The organism is Cupriavidus agavae (assembly GCF_004217045.1).
Classification (GTDB): domain Bacteria; phylum Pseudomonadota; class Gammaproteobacteria; order Burkholderiales; family Burkholderiaceae; genus Cupriavidus; species Cupriavidus agavae.
On the sequence record NZ_SGXM01000001.1, the window covers coordinates 713,280 to 729,331 of the forward strand.

The following is a 16,052-nucleotide window of genomic DNA, read 5'->3' on the forward strand; positions in this document are numbered from 1 at the left end:
CCGTTCGGGTATTGCGCACTATCAAGAGATAGCTGTGCTAACTTAGTAGAGCCGACTGCACTTGTGCCCCCAGTCTCCCGCGTCCGGCCCTGTTCCTGCTGTTGCAATGCACCACCGTCCGCGCGGTTGGCGGTGCCTGTGGACCGTCAGGTTTGAGTAAGCCGCCGGGCGTACCTTGCGCCAAAGCAGTCAAAAGCCAACAGGAGACAAACCATGTCCGCCATCGAGTCGGTGATGCAGGAGCATCGCGTTTTCAATCCCCCCGAAGCCTTCGTGAAGGATGCGGCGATCCCTGGCATGGAGGCGTACAACGCCCTGTGCGCCGAGGCCGAGCGCGACTATGAAGGCTTTTGGGCGCGCCACGCCCGTGAGCTGCTGCACTGGGACAAGCCGTTTACCAAGGTACTCGACGAGAGCAACGCGCCGTTCTACAAGTGGTTCGAAGACGGCCAGCTCAACGCGTCGTACAACTGCCTCGAACGCAATATCGAGAAGGGCAACGGCGGCAAGACCGCCATCGTCTTCGAAGCCGACGACGGCACCGTCTCGCACGTCAGCTACGACGAACTGCTGGCCCGCGTCAGCCGCTTTGCCAACGGCCTGAAGGCCCTTGGCATCAAGAAGGGCGACCGCGTGGTCATCTACATGCCGATGTCGGTCGAAGGCGTGGTGGCGATGCAGGCCTGCGCGCGGATCGGCGCGACCCACTCGGTGGTGTTCGGCGGCTTCTCGGCCAAATCGCTGCAGGAGCGGCTGGTGGACGTGGGCGCCGTGGCGCTGATCACGGCCGACGAGCAGATGCGCGGCGGCAAGGCGCTGCCGCTCAAGGCCATTGCCGACGAGGCGCTGGCGCTGGGCGGCTGCGAGGCGGTCAGGCACGTGGTGGTGTATCGCCGCACCGGCAACAACGTGGCCTGGACCGAGGGCCGCGACCGCTGGATGGAGGAAGTCTCCGCCGGCCAGCCGGACCACTGCGCACCGGAACCGGTGGGCGCCGAGCATCCGCTGTTCGTGCTCTACACCTCGGGATCGACCGGCAAGCCCAAGGGCGTGCAGCACAGCACGGGCGGCTACCTGCTGTGGGCGCTGATGACGATGCGCTGGACCTTCGACATCAAGCCTGATGACCTGTTCTGGTGTACGGCCGATATCGGCTGGGTCACCGGCCATACTTATATTGCGTATGGCCCGCTGGCGGCTGGCGCGACCCAGGTGGTTTTTGAAGGAATTCCGACGTTCCCGAACGCCGGCCGGTTCTGGGAAATGATCCAGCGCCACAAGGTCAGCATCTTCTACACCGCACCCACGGCGATCCGTTCGCTGATCAAGGCTGCCGAGGCCGACGAGAAGGTGCACCCGAAGCAGTACGACCTGTCGAGCCTGCGCCTGCTGGGCACGGTGGGCGAGCCGATCAATCCGGAAGCGTGGATGTGGTACTACAAGAACATCGGCGGCGAGCGCTGCCCGGTGGTCGACACGTTCTGGCAGACCGAGACCGGCGGCCACGTGATCACGCCGCTGCCGGGCGCCACGCCGCTGGTGCCGGGCTCGTGCACGCTGCCGCTGCCGGGCATCATGGCGGCCATCGTCGACGAGACCGGCCAGGACGTTCCGAACGGTAGCGGTGGCATCCTGGTCATCAAGCGTCCGTGGCCGTCGATGATCCGCACCATCTGGGGTGATCCGGAGCGTTTCAAGAAGAGCTACTTCCCCGAGGAACTGGGCGGCACGCTGTACCTGGCCGGCGACGGCTCGATCCGCGACAAGGACACGGGCTATTTCACGATCATGGGCCGTATCGACGACGTGCTGAACGTGTCGGGCCACCGCATGGGCACGATGGAGATCGAATCGGCGCTGGTGTCGAACCCGCTGGTGGCCGAGGCCGCCGTGGTGGGCCGCCCGGACGACACGACCGGCGAAGCCATCTGCGCGTTCGTGGTGCTCAAGCGCTCGCGGCCGACCGGCGACGAGGCGAGCAAGATCGCCGCCGACCTGCGCAACTGGGTGGGCAAGGAGATTGGCCCGATTGCCAAGCCGAAGGACATCCGCTTCGGCGACAACCTGCCCAAGACCCGTTCGGGCAAGATCATGCGCCGCCTGCTGCGGTCGCTGGCCAAGAACGAAGAAATCACGCAGGACACCTCGACGCTTGAAAATCCGGCTATCCTCGACCAGTTGAAGCAAGGGCAATAAGCGCGTCCTGAACGCGGATCTGGCCGCCGCCGTGCCGCCGATCCGAGCCGTGCCCGTCCCGACGCCGCTCGGGACGGGCATTTTCTTGCCACCGTCTCCTGTCTCCCGTTGCGCCGATGCCTGACGCCCAGTCGCGTTTCCGCCGCCGGCTGATGCTGTACTACGGCCTGTTCACACTGGGCCTGTTCGCGTTCGTCGGCATGATGGGGCTGCTCGAGCGTTCCAACGCCGACGCGCTCTGGCTCGGCTATGTGTTCCTGTTCGTCACCATCGCCATCTATGCGTGCATCGGACTGATCTGCCGTACGTCGGACCTCAACGAGTACTACGTGGCGGGGCGGCGGGTGCCGGCGATGTTCAACGGCATGGCCATTGCCGCGGACTGGATGAGCGCCGCGTCGTTCATCGGCCTGGCGGGCATCATCTTCGCCTCGGGCTACGAAGGGCTGGCCTATGTGATGGGCTGGACCGGCGGCTATTGCCTGGTGGCATTCCTGCTTGCGCCATATCTGCGCAAATATGGCGGATATACGATTCCCGACTTCCTGGCCGCGCGTTATGGCAATGGCAAGCCGGGCGGCAACATCCCGGTGCGGGCGATTGCCGTGCTGGCCGCTTCGCTGTGTTCGTTCGTCTATCTGGTGGCCCAGATCCAGGGGGTAGGGCTGATCGTCACGCGTTTTATCGGCGTGGAATTCGCGGTCGGGGTGTTTTTCGGGCTGGCGGGCATTCTGGTCTGCTCGTTCCTGGGCGGCATGCGCGCCGTGACGTGGACCCAGGTGGCGCAGTACATCATGCTGATCGTGGCGTTTTTACTAGCTGTCTCGCTGATCGCCTGGAAACATCATCAGCAGGTGGTGCCGCAGGTGGGCTATGGGGGGCTGCTGAGCCAGATCGAAACGGCCGAGCGCCGGCTGGAGAAGGACCCGGCCGAGCAGCAGGTGCGCGCCATGTTCCGTCAGCAGGCCATCGACCTGCAGGACCGCATCGCCCGACTGCCGCAATCGTTCGACGAGGAGCGCAACGCGCTCGATGCGCGGCTGCTGGAACTGCGGGCGCGCAATGCGCCGCTGCGCGAGATCAAGACCGTGGAGCGGGAGCGGCAGGCGTTTCCCGTGGACGCGGTGGACGCCCAGCAGCAGTGGAACCAGATGCGCGAGGAGGCGCTGGCGCGCAGCCAGCCCGCCACGCCATCGACCGAACCCTATCCCGCTGCCAGCGAGGAAGAGCGCAAGACGCGCCGGCTCAATTTCGTGCTGCTGGTGTTCTGCCTGATGGTGGGGACGGCCAGCCTGCCCCATATCCTGACCCGGCTCTACACGACGCCTTCGGTCAAGGAGACCCGCAATTCGGTGGCCTGGGCGGTGTTCTGCATCGCCTTGCTCTATGTCTCGGCGCCCACGCTGGCGGCGCTCGTCAAGGCGGAATTCTTCCAGCATCTGGTGGGCACGTCATACACCGACCTGCCGCAGTGGGTGGTGCAATGGCGCAAGGTTGACCCGCCGGTTTTCGGTATCCGGGATATCAACGGCGACGGCATCGTGCAGTGGGCCGAGATCCTGATCCAGCCCGACATGATCGTGCTGGCCGCCCCGGAAATCGCTGGCCTGCCGTACGTGATTTCCGGACTCGTGGCGGCCGGGGCCCTGGCCGCGGCGCTTTCCACCGCCGACGGGTTGCTGCTGACGATTGCCAATGCGCTTTCGCACGACGTCTACTATCACATGATCGACCGGAAGGCGAGCCACCAGCGGCGCGTGACCACGGCCAAGATCGTGTTGCTCGCCGTGGCGCTGTTCGCGTCGTATGTCACGTCGCTGCGCCCCGGCAATATCCTGTTCCTGGTGGGGGCGGCGTTCTCGCTGGCCGCTTCAAGCTTCTTCCCGGTGCTGGTGCTGGCGATCTTCTGGCGCCGGACCACGGCCGCCGGCGCGGTGGCAGGCATGGCCACCGGCCTCTCGGTCGCCGTCTATTACATATTTGTCAATTACCCGTTCTTCACCCGCATGACGGGGATCTTCGGTAACCGCTGGTTCGGCGTAGACCCGATCGCCTCGGGCGCGTTCGGCGTCCCGGCCGGCTTCGCGGCGGCGATACTGGTCAGCCTGATCACACCGAGAAACGCCCCGGTGATCGACCGGTTGGTGAATTATTTGCGGAAGGGGTGAGCGAAATGGAAATGCCCGCTGGCGCCACGCAAGCCAAACTGTTGGCTTGCTTCTCTCCGGAAATGAAAATGCCCGCTGGCGCGGGCATTTGAATTCTGGCGGAGAGAGGGGGATTCGAACCCCCGATAGGCTATTAACCTATACACGCTTTCCAGGCGTGCGACTTAAACCACTCATCCATCTCTCCGAGAAGTCCGCGATTATAGCAGAGTCGGGACGGGTGTCCAGCGGGTTGCGAACGACCACGGATTCCCTGCCGCGCTACAACGCGCCTCCCGTGAGCGCCCTTCTCAGCAAGGCGCCGGCCGAGATCGATTTCGTGCGGTTGTCAGTCGTGGCCGCCATGTTGCGCCCCGACTCGAACGCGCTGATGATGTTCGACGAAATCGTGGCGTTCAGCGTGGCCAGCCCGATGACTGTGCCGCAAGCTGCCATCCAGATGTTCCACTTCAGGGACCGGAAGTCCTTGCGGATCTCCGCCATCTCGACCTTCATGGCCCGGAAGTCCTCCTTGAGGTCGCGGACCAGGGCGTCGGTGCGCTTGTAATGCTCGGCATTGCGGGCGTCCATGGCGCCGAACATTTCCCGCATGTGCGCCTGGTGTTCCTGTCGCCGGCGCTCGATGTCCAGTTTGAGTCCGCGCTGCCAGCGTGCATGGTCAATCCTTCCTGCTTCCTGCCAGCGAGCGTGCTCTGCCTTCCGCTCCGCCTCCCGGCGTTCGTACTCGGCCTTCCGTTCGGCTTCTCGACGTTCGTACTCGGCTTTCTCCCGGGCCTTCTGCTCCTCCTGCTTCCGTTCGTAGGCGGCTTGCTCGTCGGCCATCCGCTTCGCATGCTCGGCCGCCCGCCGCTCGCACGCAGCCCGCTCGTCGGCCATCCGCTTCGCATGTTCGGCCGCCCGCCGCTCGCACGCAGCCCGCTCTTCGGCCATGCGCCGGTCGGACTCCGCCTTCCATTCGCGGCGTCGTTCGTCGTCCAGTTTGGCCTGGGCGGCGATTCTGGCGTCGACGTCGGTCCTCGATCTCTCGAAGCGTGACAGGTGGGCATCGAACTCGCCCCGGCCGACCGGGCCGGGGCGCCGTCTTCGTCCTCTGCGCTTTTCCATGTTTGACCCCTCGTGTGTTGAAGTGGCTTGAGCCAATACTGTCCACAAAAAGGTCCGGCAAAGATATGAGACGATTCGCAAAATGGCCGGCGTTTGACTACGCTACAGGCTGGTCTGCTACTTAAACTCGTGAGGGAGTCCACCTATGTCGAAGGAAAACTCGGGCATCGCCTTTCCCACCCTGATCGCGTTTGCCGTGGCCGGCATGGCGTTCACGGCGTCGCTGGTGCTGGCGTACTACGCCACGCACCCGAACCGGATCGAACGATAGAAGGAGAGGGGCGGCGAGGGCGACGAATCAGGCGAACGCCTGTTCCACGCGGTTGCGGCCGGCGCGCTTGGCCCGGTAGAGCGCTTCGTCGGCGCGGCCGTAGGCGTGAGCGAAGGTGCGGCCCTGCGCCGACCAGCTCACGCCGAAGCTTGCCGTGATGGCCCGTTCCACGGGCGCGGCGCAGCGGTAGTCGGCGATGGCCGCGCGCATGCGCTCGGCCAGGGCCATCGCGTCATCGAGCGCGAAATCCGGCAGCAGGGCCGCGAATTCCTCGCCACCCACGCGTCCGATCGCGCCTTCCGCGCAGACCGTGTCCTTGAGGCAGGCGGTCACGCCGCAGATCACCGCATCGCCCACCGGGTGGCCGAACTCGTCGTTGAGCCGCTTGAAGTGGTCGATGTCGAGCACGATCAGCGCCAGGCTGCCGCGCGCCAATGCGGCGGTGGCCAGGTCGATCACGGCGCCCCGGTTCAGTGCGCCGGTCAGGGTGTCGTGGGTGGCGCGGTACTCCAGCTCCTGCGCCAGTTCCTGGAGCCGGTGGTTGAGCCGGTTCATCTCCAGTTCCTCGCGGTCGCTGCGCCGGATCAGGCGCCGGGTCTCGCGCATCAGCCGTTCGTAGTAGCTGATCAACTGGCCCAGCGTATGGCGATACGCCTCCTCGCCGGCGTCCACGTCGCAGAAGACGGCCTTGGCGTGCGCCAGCACGCTGTTCTCGGATTCGAACAGGTCGGGCTCGGCCATGCTGGCGGCGGGAAGGTTGTCGCGGGGAGCGTTCAACTGCTGGCGGTCACTTCGTCGACGAAATCGATGGCCGGAAAGTCGGCGTGCAGCTCCTGGCCGAACTCCAGGATCGTGTCGTCGTCCTCGTCGTGGAACCAGTGCAGGCGAACGTGGTTGCCGCGCTCGGCGGCCTCGTTGAGCGCGTCGAACATGCTGAACAGCATCTTGGTGCTGGAGCTGTTGAAATAGGTCAGCGCGACGTTGACGGTGACCGAGGCGTCCTCGCAGTCGGCCAGGTACTTGCGCAGGCGTGCGATGGCCTCGCCGTAAAAGACGGCGGCGTTCTCCGGATAGGATTCGCCCTTGAGCGAAAGTGTGTGCCGCGCGAAGTCGAAGCTCAGCTCGGGCGAGCTTGGCGTGGCGGCGATGAACAGGTTTTCCATGGCTGGCTCTGTGCGATCGGCGGGTCAGATGGTGGCGACGAGCTGGAACATCGTCGAGACCGGGTCCGTATCGATCGGCTGAAAATTGTACTCGAGGGGCGCGCTGGCGTCGCGTGCCATCGTCAGGAATCCCAGGCCGGCGCCCTTGCTGCCTTCCGGCGTCTCGGCGCGCAGCGTCTGCTTGTAGGCGACCTTGATCTCGTCCAGCGTCATCGTGCGCACCTTCTCGAGCGCGCCGCGCAGTTGCTCCACGCGCATCGACGAGACGGGGTTCGAGCACATCAGGCGGTAGTGCTCGTCCACCATGCTGATGCAGACCGAGCCATGGCGCAACTGGCCGTCCGACTGCGAATCGGCGGTCAGCGAGTCCGACGAGTAATGCACGATGTTCTGCGCCATCTCCACGAACGAAGAGAACAGCTTGCGTCGCGTGGCGCCGTCCACGCCGCTCACCGTGAGCTGCAGGCGCACGGCGTCGGACATGGCGGCGATGATGTTCTGCGAGAAATAGCCGACGTAGTAGAAGATCACGTTGCGTTCCCGAGCCATCTGGAAGAACGGCTCATATTCCTTGTCAATCGAATGTGCGGCGGTCATGTGCGGGGGGGTGTTGTGCTGCCATGCGGCCTATTGCGCACGGAAGCAGAAGAAGGTCAGGTCGTCGCGGCGGCGCTGCTCGCCTTGCCAGGCGCGGTGGGCGTCGAGCACCGCCTCGCTGATCCGCGCGGCCGGCGCGTCGCCAACGGCGCCAATCGCCTCGCGCATGCGCCGCTTGCCGAACGCGATCTCGCGCGGACCGCCGATCTGGTCGATCAGCCCGTCCGTGGTCACGAAGACGAGCGTGCCCGGTTGCGTGGCTACCGTGGCATTCTGCCAGGCGTAATCCATGGCTGTGTCGACATAGCCCACGCCCATGCGCGCGCCGTTGACCATCTCGCCATCGGCATCGCCGGGCTGGCGCACGAACAGCGACGACTTGGCGCCCGCGAAGGTCAGCGCGCGCGTGTCGTTGTCGAACCAGAAGAAGGCGGCGTCCATGCCATCGTCCGACGCCGAGGCGTCCGGCACCAGGCGCGGCTCGCTGTCGTTCTGGCCCAGCATCTGCTTGATGCCGCGGTTCACGGCCGCCAGCAGCGCGCCGGGGTCGCGGGGTCCGAGCTGGTCCAGCGCCTGGCCCAGCAGCGACGACGCGATCAGCGTCATGAAGGCGCCCGGCACGCCGTGGCCGGTGCAGTCGGCCAGCGCCGCGAACCAGCCGTCGTCGTACGCGGCGAAGTGATAGAAGTCGCCGCCCACCACGTCGCGCGGCTCCCAGACCAGCGCGGCGTCGGGCAGCGTGGCGGCCAGCGATTCGCGCGAGGTGCGCAGCATGGCCCGCTGGATCGTGCTGGCGTAGTCGATGCTGTGCATGATCTGGCGGTTGCGCTCGGCCTGCATGTCGGCCACCACGCGCATCAGCTGCAGGCCCTGTCCCAGGCCGATGTACTGCCCGTCACGCGCGATGATGAAGCCGTCAGCCAGCGCCTTTTCGCCGTATTCCACGGTGCGGAACGTCAGGGCATCGATGCTCATGGCCGCGTCCACCACCAGCGGCTCCTTGTCCATGAACGCGATGCAGCTCTTCCGGTTGTAGAGTTCGCGGTGATACGGCTTGCTCATCTGCGACATGAAAATGGCGCGGTTGATCAGGCCGATCGGTTTGCCCTGCTCGGTCACGGGCAGGCAGTTGAGGTCGCGGTGCACCCCGAAGACGTCGAGCACATCCTGGTTCGTATGGTCCGTGTTCACCGACGGCGTCGGCACGGCAAGATCCTCCGCGCAGGGCTGCCGGAAGCGCGGTCGGGCAGCCATTGGATCCACCAGAAAGCCGGACATGACGAGAGAGACCAGGGTGTTGGAAGGTGGCCCAGAGTCTAGGCAGCGATTATGTCGAATCCGTGACGCGAACGTGCGCCGCACGCGGTTTTCCGGCCCCACTGGCGAGGGGTGGCGGCATTAGGGATTCGGGGCGGTGCCGGAGCCGTCCGGCGCCTCGGGCGCCGGGGGCAGGCCGAGCCCCCGCGCCAGCATCGGCCAGCGCCGGATGGCGGCCTGCGTCTCCACCTCGCCCTGCTGGTCGAAATAGTGGGTCGCGTCGAAACCATCGACGTGCCGGGCCAGCGCGTCGATGTCGTTGTAGGCGATGCCGGCCTTGCGCGAGGTGATGGGCCGGCTCAGGGCGGGCTTGCTCATTTCTGCTCCACCCAGACGCCGTCGGGCGTGTGGATGACATAGCCTTCGGTGCGCTTCATCGTGACGGTGCCCTCGTTCTCGCCCACCATCGCGGTCTGCGGCAGGTCCTCGGCGTAGTGGGCGGCGGCGGGGGCGCCGGTCCGGAACGGGCTGTCGGCCACGAGGTTGAACAGCAGTTGCGACAGGCCCAGGAAGCTCATCGGCGCGTCGATGGTCACCGGCTCGGGTTTCTGTCCCGCCGGCAGGCCGACGAGCTTGACGCCTACCGGCACGTGGATGATGTTGGGCGTGGGAATCTCGCGCAGCCCCGAGATCTGGTTCTTGTCGCCGCGCAGCGCCGCGCCGTGCTCGGGCACGAAGATCACCACGGCGCGGCGGCCGGACTTTTCGATCGAGTCGATGATCCGGTCCACATCGTCCAGCAGTGCCTTGAGCCGCAGCGGATACGATTCCAGGCTGGTCAGCCGCTTGCCGGGCAGGCGGTTGCCGTCGTGCAGCGTCACGGTGTTGTAGTAGAGCGCCACCGGCTTGCGGTCCCTGGCCAGCCGACCGTACCAGTGGTCGAAGGTGGCGTAGTCGCCCAGCACCGGCGAGTCGTCGAACGAACGCATCGCCACGGGCACGCCGTCCGTGGCCTCGGGCTGGATGCCGGGGATACCGATTTCCTTCTCCACCAGCGTGCGGAAGTTGTCGAAGCGCCCGTCATGGTTCATCAGGACATGCGGCGCAAAGCCGGCCTGGGCCAGGTCGGCGAACAGGTGGCATTCGGCGTTTTCGGGATCGTAGAGATTCTTGTGTGGCTGCTGGCCGCACGCGGCGCGCATCACGCGGATGGCGGCCGGGCCGCTGTAGCTGGCCGCCGAACTGAAGTTCTTGAACAGGTAGTCGAAACGCGACAGCAGCGGGTGGTTGGTGCTCTTGGCCGCATCGAGATCGTCCCACGACAGCGAGCAGATGTGCAGCATGATCACGTCGAACTGGGCGTCCGGCGTGGCCGTCAGCGGCGCCACGGTGGCGCTGCGCTGGGCTTCCTTCTCGCGGAAGGCGGCCAGGATGGCGTCGTAGTTGCCGGTGGCGTCGATATCGGCGCGCGGACTGTCTGCGGCGCGTGCCGCGGCCTGGCGCGCGGCGGCGCCCGGCAGCGTGATGCCGGGACCGTACCAGAACGGCATCGCCAGCAGCGCAATCAGCACGAAGGTGGTGGTGCGCACCCAGCGGTTGATCAGCAGGAAGACCACCAGCACCAGCAGCACGGCCACCACCAGCTGGATCGAGATGAAGCGCTGCAGCAGCTCGACCAGGTAGGCCGGCGTGAACTCGCGGATATTGGTGAACTGCGACACCACGCGCTCGAACGGCGGCAGCGTCGATTCGCGCCACGCCAGCGCCGCCCCGAAGCCGATCGCCAGGACCTGGCGCACCACGCGCAGCGGCCGCGACTCCATCGGCGCCACCAGCAGCAGCGCGAACGCCAGGTTGGCCAGCCAGATCGGCTTCATCTGCCCGGTGTGGAACAGGTAGAGCTTGGCGAGGAAGTAGAGGTTCCAGAGTCCCATGAGGTCTCGCTTGGGTGCCGTGCGGTGTCAGGGCTGCCGGGCGCGGCGCCGCGCCAGGATGACGTCGGCCGCGTCCACGAAGGCGTCGTAGAGCCGCAGCAGGCCCTGGTAGCCCATCTCGATCACTTCCTTGAGGCTGCGCAGCGGCGCGTCCACGCGCTCGTCGTCGAGCCAGTCGATCCACGCGTCGGCCCGGCCGAACGTGCACTGGATCAGCTGCGTTTCGCGCTCCACCGTCAGGTCTTCCATGCGCACGCCGAGGTGGCGGTTCACGTTGCGCGTGACCACGGCGGGAAAGTGGTAGGTGCGCGGCCCGCGCGACAGGCACACGCCCACGCGCGCCCCTTCGTCGAGCGGCACGTCCATCGGCAGCACCACCCCGAGGCCGCCCATCGAGTAGTTCTCGGTCTTGCAGGCCAGCGTGCGGCCGTCGGGCAGCAGCAGCGTGGCCGGCACGCGCATCGGGATGCGGTGTGAGACGCGCACCTGCCGCGCCTCGCGCGCCACGCCCACCGCCGCGCCCAGCATCATCAGGTTGAACAGCGCCCAGGCCATGTTCATCAGCACCGTGGCGGGCTCCTCGGTGCCCATGAACAGCAGCCGGCCGATGCCGGCACCCAGGCCGATGATGTTCAGCGCCAGCAGGAACAGGTAGGGCTTGGAGATCGTCCAGTCGAGGTAATCGTCGGCGATCTGCCCACCCTTGGCCGTGACGTTGAACTTGCCGGCGCGCGGGTTGATGAACGCCACGGTGGTGGGCAGCACGATGTACCAGGCCAGCACCGATTCATAGACCTCGGCCCAGAACGAATGCCGGAAGCGCCCCTGCAGCCGCGAGTTGGTCACGTTGGCGATCATCAGGTAGGGCACCACGTACGCCGTGATCAGCAGCGCCGAGGTGTTGATGACGTGCAGCCCGAAGTACAGGTAGGCGATCGGCATCGTCAGGAAGATCAGCCGGGGGATGCCGTAGAAGAAGTGCATCATCGCGTTGCTGTAGCACAGGCGCTGGAAGACACTCAGGCCCCGCCCCAGCATCGGATTGTCGAGCCGGAAGATCTGCGCCATGCCGCGCGCCCAGCGGATGCGCTGGCCGATATGGCCGGACAGGCTCTCGGTGGCCAGCCCGGCGGCCTGCACCGTGCGCAGGTAGGCGCTGTTGTAGCCGCGCCGGTGCAGCTTGAGCGCGGTGTGGGCGTCCTCGGTGACGGTCTCCACGGCAATGCCGCCCACTTCCAGCAGCGGGCCGCGCTTGATGACCGCGCACGAGCCGCAGAAGAACGTGGCGTTCCAGAAATCGTTGCCGTCCTGGATCAGGCCGTAGAACAGGCTGCCCTCATTGGGCACGCGGCGGAACGTGTCGAAGTTGCGCTCGAACGGGTCAGGCGAGAAGAAGTGATGGGGCGTCTGCACCAGCGCGCAGGCGGGGTCGGTGATGAACTCGCCCATCGTCATCTGCAGGAACGAGCGTGTCGGGATGTGGTCGCAGTCGAAGATCGCCACGTACTCGCCGTTGGTCTTCGGCAGCGCCGCGTTGATGTTGCCGGCCTTGGCGTGGCGGTTGTCGGTGCGCGTCAGGTAGCCCACGCCGGCCGCGGCGGCGAAGGCCTCGATATGCGGCCGGCGGCCGTCGTCGAGGATGTAGACGCGCAGCTTATGCGCCGGCCAGTCCATGCTGCGCGCCGCGAACACCGTGGGCTGGATGACGTTGAGCGCCTCGTTGTAGGTGGGGATGAACACGTCCACGGTGGGCCACTGTTCGGGGTCCGCCGGCAGCGGCTTGGGCCGGCGGTGCAGCGGCCAGGCCGTCTGCAGGTATCCCAGCGCCAGCACGATCCAGGTGTAGATCTCGGCGGCAAACAGCACGTAGCCCACCGCCGCCTCGGTGGGCGTGGCGAACTGCAGCGTCTGGGTGGAGCGCCACCAAATATAGCGCCCGGCCATCAGCGTGGACAGCGCGATCATCGTGATCGTGGCAAGCCGTCCCGGCACGCGGCGCACCACCGACAGCACTACCCAGATCACCGCGAACATCAGTACCTGGTCCGCCAGCGGCAGCGGCGTGGTGCTGACCGCCAGCACGGCGATGGCAGCCAGCACCAGAGACACCGGCAGCACGAACGGAATCCTGCCGATCCGGGCCGAGACCGATTCCGTGGCGTAGGCCACCCGGTTCCAGTCCGGGTGCGGCAGCGTTTTCAGCAGCTTGTGGCGCAGCCGCGAGGCAGCGTGCCAGATCGGCTCGAACACGCGATCGAGCGCGCGGCGCAGCCAGCCCGTGCGTTCGGGCTCGGCCATGCCGCTGCGCGCCCGGCGCGGATCGGCGGCCAGCCGCACGCGCGGGCGCGGCGGACGGACGAACAGCCGCCACAGCCACGTGCCGGCATGGGGTTTGCCGCCCGCCTTCGCACCGGGGCCGATGCCCACGCCGAGCCGTGCCATGGCACGCCGGTAGAGCAGCGCGGCCCATTCGGCCGGGATGTCGGGCTTGCCCGGACGCGGCGGCCTGAAGAACACGCGCAGCAGCCAGTCGCCGAAGTGGGGCGGGGCGCCCGTGCGCGAGCGTACGCCGAGCTGGCGCGAGAGCCAGTCGCGCGTGGCGGCGAGCCGGGTGCCCATGGCGGGCAGACGCGCGCTCATGCCGGAACCTCCGTGGCCGTATCGGCATGGCTGGACGCCAGCCACGCCGACAGCCAGGACGCCACGCCATTCAGATCATGGGCGGCCTGCGAGTGCGGCGTACTGCGGGTAAAGCACTCGCTGCGTGCCAGCGCGTCGGGCACGCTGCTGTCCTCGTGCACGTGGTACGGCAGCATGGCGGGGCCCAGCATCGCCTGCAGCATGGCGATGATGTCGACATGGAGCTGGCGCGCCGGATGCAGCCGGGTGGCCAGGTAACGCACGGTCTTGCCGCGCATGGCGAGGCTGTCGACGAGCCGGCGCAGCGTGAGGCAAGTTTCCGGCTGGGCGGCTACGAGCACCAGCACGAGGTCCGCCGCATCGATGGCCTGTTCCGCGTGAGGCGAGGGCCACGGCGGGGTGTCGATCAGGATCGCGCTGCCTGCCGGCAGATCCACGGCGTCGAATTGCCGGGCCAGCCAGTTCGCGGGCAGGCGCTCCATCGCGCCGGCTTCGATACTGTCGCCCCACGGCACGAACAGCGCGCCATCGTCGCTGCGGCGGCCCGCCGCGGCCCATGCCCCCGGCGCGGTGGCGTGCAGGCTGCTCCCCAACCCGTCGGCCGCCGCGTCGCGCAGGCCGAAGTGGAAGCCGAGAACATTGCGCGGATCGCACTCGACGGCCAGCACCGCGTGCTTGCGCCAGGCCAGCAGCGACGCCAGTTCGGCGGCGAGCGTCGTGCGTCCGGCGCCGCCCGTGGCCGAGACGATCGCCACCGTGCCGCTCATGGCCGCTCTCCCCGTACTGCCTGCCGCTTGCCGCGGATCACCAGCGCCTGCACCTGGGGCGGCAGCCGTACCGCGCGACGCGGGCGCGGTGCGGTCCAGCGTGGCAGCCAGCGCAGCAGGTCGAAGCGCCACGTCAGCCACGCCAGCGGTGCGGCGAGGATCAGGCCCCAGACAAAGTAGCCGAGAAAGATGGGCATGGTCAGTCCTGAGGTTTGAGCGGCACGGGATGGTGGTCGGGCAGCGCGCGCGGGCCGGCGCCGGGCGCGGTACGGCGTGGGGCGACCAGCGGCAGGGTCGGCGCCGGAGCCGGTTCCGGGGCTCGCGCTGCATCGGGCGCCCCGGCCGGGGGCGGCGCGCTGGCGTCGCGCTGGGCCGGCAGCCAGGTGCTGTAGTCGGGTGGCGGATGCGTGGCCACTTCGGCCGCGAAGCCGTTCAGCACCGACGTGATCGATTCGCTGTCGCCGCTGCGCAGGTCGCCCTGGAACAGGTCGGCCATCGGCCGGCGGAACACGCGCTGGCAGACCGCATCCACATCGTCCATGCGGCAGGCGAAGAAGAACACATAGAGGCTGTCGCTGCCCGCCGTACAGAGGTCGCCCGCGCGGTTCATCCGGCACGCCTGCAGCGCATCCACATGGGCCACCTCGGGCAGCAGCGGCAACTGCAGCAGCACATGGGGCAGGCGGATCATGCGGCTGCGGTCCACGGCGTCGCGCACCAGCGCGATGAAGGTGGACGGGGCCACGTAGCCGCTTGCCGTGGTCGTCAGCACCGCCGACAGCGCCTCGTGGTAATCCGCCAGGATCGGCCGCGAGAAGACCTGTCCCTGCAGGCCGTCGATCATCGCCTGCATGCGCGCGAATGGCGTGCGCTGCGCCACCACCGCGTTGGCGCCGAGGTTCAGCATCAGCAGTTCGTAGTGCTGCCGCATCGCCTCGCGGTCCTCGCGGACCACGATCTTCAGCGCGCGTCCGGCGCTGCGGCGCAGGCGGTGCACCTGCCCGGCCAGCATTTCCAGGTCGCGGCTGCCGGCATAGTGCAGGATGACCGTGGCCGCCACGGACTTGCTGGCGGTGGCCACGGCAGCTTCGTTGCTGTCCACCACGCGCCAGGACTCGGGAATGAAGCGTTCGCGCAGCACCGCATCGCGACTGGCAATCACGCGGTCCTCGTCGGGCGCCAGCAGGCCCGCGTCTTCCACGGCGCCCTGGTAGGTCTCGGCGGCCACCATGAGCCGCTGCTCGTTGGGCGCAAAGCGCAGGCGGATCACCTCGCCGGCCACCACGGCCTGATTGTCGCGCCAGAACGCCACCTCCCACGTGTACTGGCCCTGCTGCTGCGAAAGCTGCACGGCGCCGGCAAAGCGGCCGTGGAAGCCCTGCAGGTCGGGCGGTGGCTGGCCGGATTCGAACTCGGGTGGCGCCATCACCAGCAGCAGCGCGCAGCGCTCCTGCGCGCACCAGTCGCCGAGCCGTACGCCGGCCTGCGCCAGCGCCGTGGGGTCGCGCCAGTCGAGGAACGCTTCCGCGCCCTCCACCAGGAACGGGGTGCCGCGTGCTCCGCACTGGTCCACCAGCGCGCCAAGTGCCTCCATCAGCGCGTCGATGCCCGCGCGACCGGTCTGCGGCTGCAGCGCGCACAGGTTGGCCCGTGCGTGCAGCGCGCGGTTCACGTCGATATCGAGCCCGTGCTCGCGCAGCGCACCGGCGATGGCGGCCGGGCTGCGCGCCGCGAGCACGCAGGCAGGGCCGCGCAGCGCCGCGGCGGCGGTCTGCCAGAACAGCGCGTCGCGGGCGGGCGAGGGGCGCGCATAGACCACGTGGGCGCGGCCCGGTGTCAGCGAGGCCAGCGCCGGTGCCAGGCCCTCGATCTGCAGCATGCTGCGCGCCTGCAGCCGCGCGAGCAGCGGCGCGCGCGGGGCGGTGGCGGGTTGGCGTGCGAGGTCGTTCATGGGG

At 67.6% G+C, this 16,052-nt stretch carries 14 protein-coding genes and 1 tRNA gene; 3 read left to right on the forward strand and 12 right to left on the reverse strand.

What is annotated here, in order from left to right; translation table 11 throughout:
- The first annotated feature begins 213 nt into the window (after positions 1-213).
- Both acs and EV147_RS03320 read left to right on the forward strand, forming a co-directional pair.
- A complete protein-coding gene (acs, locus tag EV147_RS03315; protein WP_130389687.1) occupies positions 214-2,196 on the forward strand; it encodes an acetate--CoA ligase in 1,983 nt (660 codons plus the stop codon).
- A gap of 116 nt (positions 2,197-2,312) precedes the next feature.
- Entirely contained in the window at positions 2,313-4,364 is a 2,052-nt protein-coding gene (locus tag EV147_RS03320; RefSeq protein ID WP_130389688.1) for a VC_2705 family sodium/solute symporter, read from the forward strand.
- A gap of 96 nt (positions 4,365-4,460) precedes the next feature.
- On the opposite strand, the gene EV147_RS03325 is transcribed toward EV147_RS03320, so the two are convergent.
- Positions 4,461-4,551: transfer RNA gene (locus EV147_RS03325), tRNA-Ser, on the reverse strand.
- A 74-nt stretch (positions 4,552-4,625) separates the two neighbouring features.
- A complete protein-coding gene (locus EV147_RS03330) occupies positions 4,626-5,468 on the reverse strand; it encodes a hypothetical protein (protein WP_130389689.1) in 843 nt (280 codons plus the stop codon).
- 145 nt (positions 5,469-5,613) lie between these two features.
- Between EV147_RS03330 and EV147_RS26400 the strand changes: the two genes are divergently transcribed.
- Complete coding sequence (locus tag EV147_RS26400; RefSeq protein ID WP_268907404.1) at positions 5,614-5,739, forward strand: hypothetical protein; 126 nt, start codon at positions 5,614-5,616, stop codon at positions 5,737-5,739.
- Positions 5,740-5,766: 27 nt separating this feature from the next.
- On the opposite strand, the gene EV147_RS03335 is transcribed toward EV147_RS26400, so the two are convergent.
- The 10 genes from EV147_RS03335 to bcsE all read right to left on the reverse strand — a co-directional run bounded on the left by EV147_RS03335 (position 5,767) and on the right by bcsE (position 16,048).
- Positions 5,767-6,480, reverse strand: coding sequence for a GGDEF domain-containing protein (locus EV147_RS03335; RefSeq protein WP_130391178.1), 714 nt, complete (start codon positions 6,478-6,480; stop codon positions 5,767-5,769).
- A gap of 32 nt (positions 6,481-6,512) precedes the next feature.
- A complete protein-coding gene (locus EV147_RS03340) occupies positions 6,513-6,902 on the reverse strand; it encodes a DUF1987 domain-containing protein (RefSeq protein WP_130389690.1) in 390 nt (129 codons plus the stop codon).
- A 24-nt stretch (positions 6,903-6,926) separates the two neighbouring features.
- Positions 6,927-7,499, reverse strand: coding sequence for a SiaB family protein kinase (locus EV147_RS03345; RefSeq protein ID WP_130389691.1), 573 nt, complete (start codon positions 7,497-7,499; stop codon positions 6,927-6,929).
- A gap of 30 nt (positions 7,500-7,529) precedes the next feature.
- Positions 7,530-8,753, reverse strand: coding sequence for a SpoIIE family protein phosphatase (locus EV147_RS03350; protein WP_235844591.1), 1,224 nt, complete (start codon positions 8,751-8,753; stop codon positions 7,530-7,532).
- Between the two features lie 144 nt (positions 8,754-8,897).
- A complete protein-coding gene (bcsR, locus tag EV147_RS03355; RefSeq protein WP_235844592.1) occupies positions 8,898-9,134 on the reverse strand; it encodes a BcsR/BcsP family cellulose biosynthesis protein in 237 nt (78 codons plus the stop codon).
- Entirely contained in the window at positions 9,131-10,690 is a 1,560-nt protein-coding gene (gene bcsG, locus EV147_RS03360) for a cellulose biosynthesis protein BcsG (RefSeq protein ID WP_130389693.1), read from the reverse strand. The genes bcsR and bcsG overlap by 4 nt, the downstream gene beginning before the upstream one ends.
- A 27-nt stretch (positions 10,691-10,717) precedes the next feature.
- Positions 10,718-13,330, reverse strand: a complete 2,613-nt coding sequence (gene bcsA / locus EV147_RS03365; protein WP_130389694.1) for a UDP-forming cellulose synthase catalytic subunit — start codon at positions 13,328-13,330, stop codon at positions 10,718-10,720.
- A complete protein-coding gene (bcsQ, locus tag EV147_RS03370; protein ID WP_130389695.1) occupies positions 13,327-14,097 on the reverse strand; it encodes a cellulose biosynthesis protein BcsQ in 771 nt (256 codons plus the stop codon). The genes bcsA and bcsQ overlap by 4 nt, the downstream gene beginning before the upstream one ends.
- Complete coding sequence (locus EV147_RS03375) at positions 14,094-14,294, reverse strand: hypothetical protein (protein ID WP_130389696.1); 201 nt, start codon at positions 14,292-14,294, stop codon at positions 14,094-14,096. Before EV147_RS03375 ends, bcsQ begins: the two co-directional genes overlap by 4 nt.
- Before the next feature lie 2 nt (positions 14,295-14,296).
- Positions 14,297-16,048, reverse strand: coding sequence for a cellulose biosynthesis protein BcsE (gene bcsE, locus EV147_RS03380; RefSeq protein ID WP_130389697.1), 1,752 nt, complete (start codon positions 16,046-16,048; stop codon positions 14,297-14,299).
- Positions 16,049-16,052 lie beyond the last annotated feature (4 nt).

Bases quoted from the DNA above. Each gene is read 5' to 3' on its own strand.
- acs (WP_130389687.1), top strand. From the start codon at position 214: ATGTCCGCCATCGAGTCGGTGATGCAGGAGCATCGCGTTTTCAATCCC.
- EV147_RS03320 (WP_130389688.1), top strand. From the start codon at position 2,313: ATGCCTGACGCCCAGTCGCGTTTCCGCCGCCGGCTGATGCTGTACTAC.
- EV147_RS03330 (WP_130389689.1), bottom strand. From the start codon at position 5,468: ATGGAAAAGCGCAGAGGACGAAGACGGCGCCCCGGCCCGGTCGGCCGG.
- EV147_RS26400 (WP_268907404.1), top strand. From the start codon at position 5,614: ATGTCGAAGGAAAACTCGGGCATCGCCTTTCCCACCCTGATCGCGTTT.
- EV147_RS03335 (WP_130391178.1), bottom strand. From the start codon at position 6,480: ATGGCCGAGCCCGACCTGTTCGAATCCGAGAACAGCGTGCTGGCGCAC.
- EV147_RS03340 (WP_130389690.1), bottom strand. From the start codon at position 6,902: ATGGAAAACCTGTTCATCGCCGCCACGCCAAGCTCGCCCGAGCTGAGC.
- EV147_RS03345 (WP_130389691.1), bottom strand. From the start codon at position 7,499: ATGACCGCCGCACATTCGATTGACAAGGAATATGAGCCGTTCTTCCAG.
- EV147_RS03350 (WP_235844591.1), bottom strand. From the start codon at position 8,753: ATGGCTGCCCGACCGCGCTTCCGGCAGCCCTGCGCGGAGGATCTTGCC.
- bcsR (WP_235844592.1), bottom strand. From the start codon at position 9,134: ATGAGCAAGCCCGCCCTGAGCCGGCCCATCACCTCGCGCAAGGCCGGC.
- bcsG (WP_130389693.1), bottom strand. From the start codon at position 10,690: ATGGGACTCTGGAACCTCTACTTCCTCGCCAAGCTCTACCTGTTCCAC.
- bcsA (WP_130389694.1), bottom strand. From the start codon at position 13,330: ATGAGCGCGCGTCTGCCCGCCATGGGCACCCGGCTCGCCGCCACGCGC.
- bcsQ (WP_130389695.1), bottom strand. From the start codon at position 14,097: ATGAGCGGCACGGTGGCGATCGTCTCGGCCACGGGCGGCGCCGGACGC.
- EV147_RS03375 (WP_130389696.1), bottom strand. From the start codon at position 14,294: ATGCCCATCTTTCTCGGCTACTTTGTCTGGGGCCTGATCCTCGCCGCA.
- bcsE (WP_130389697.1), bottom strand. From the start codon at position 16,048: ATGAACGACCTCGCACGCCAACCCGCCACCGCCCCGCGCGCGCCGCTG.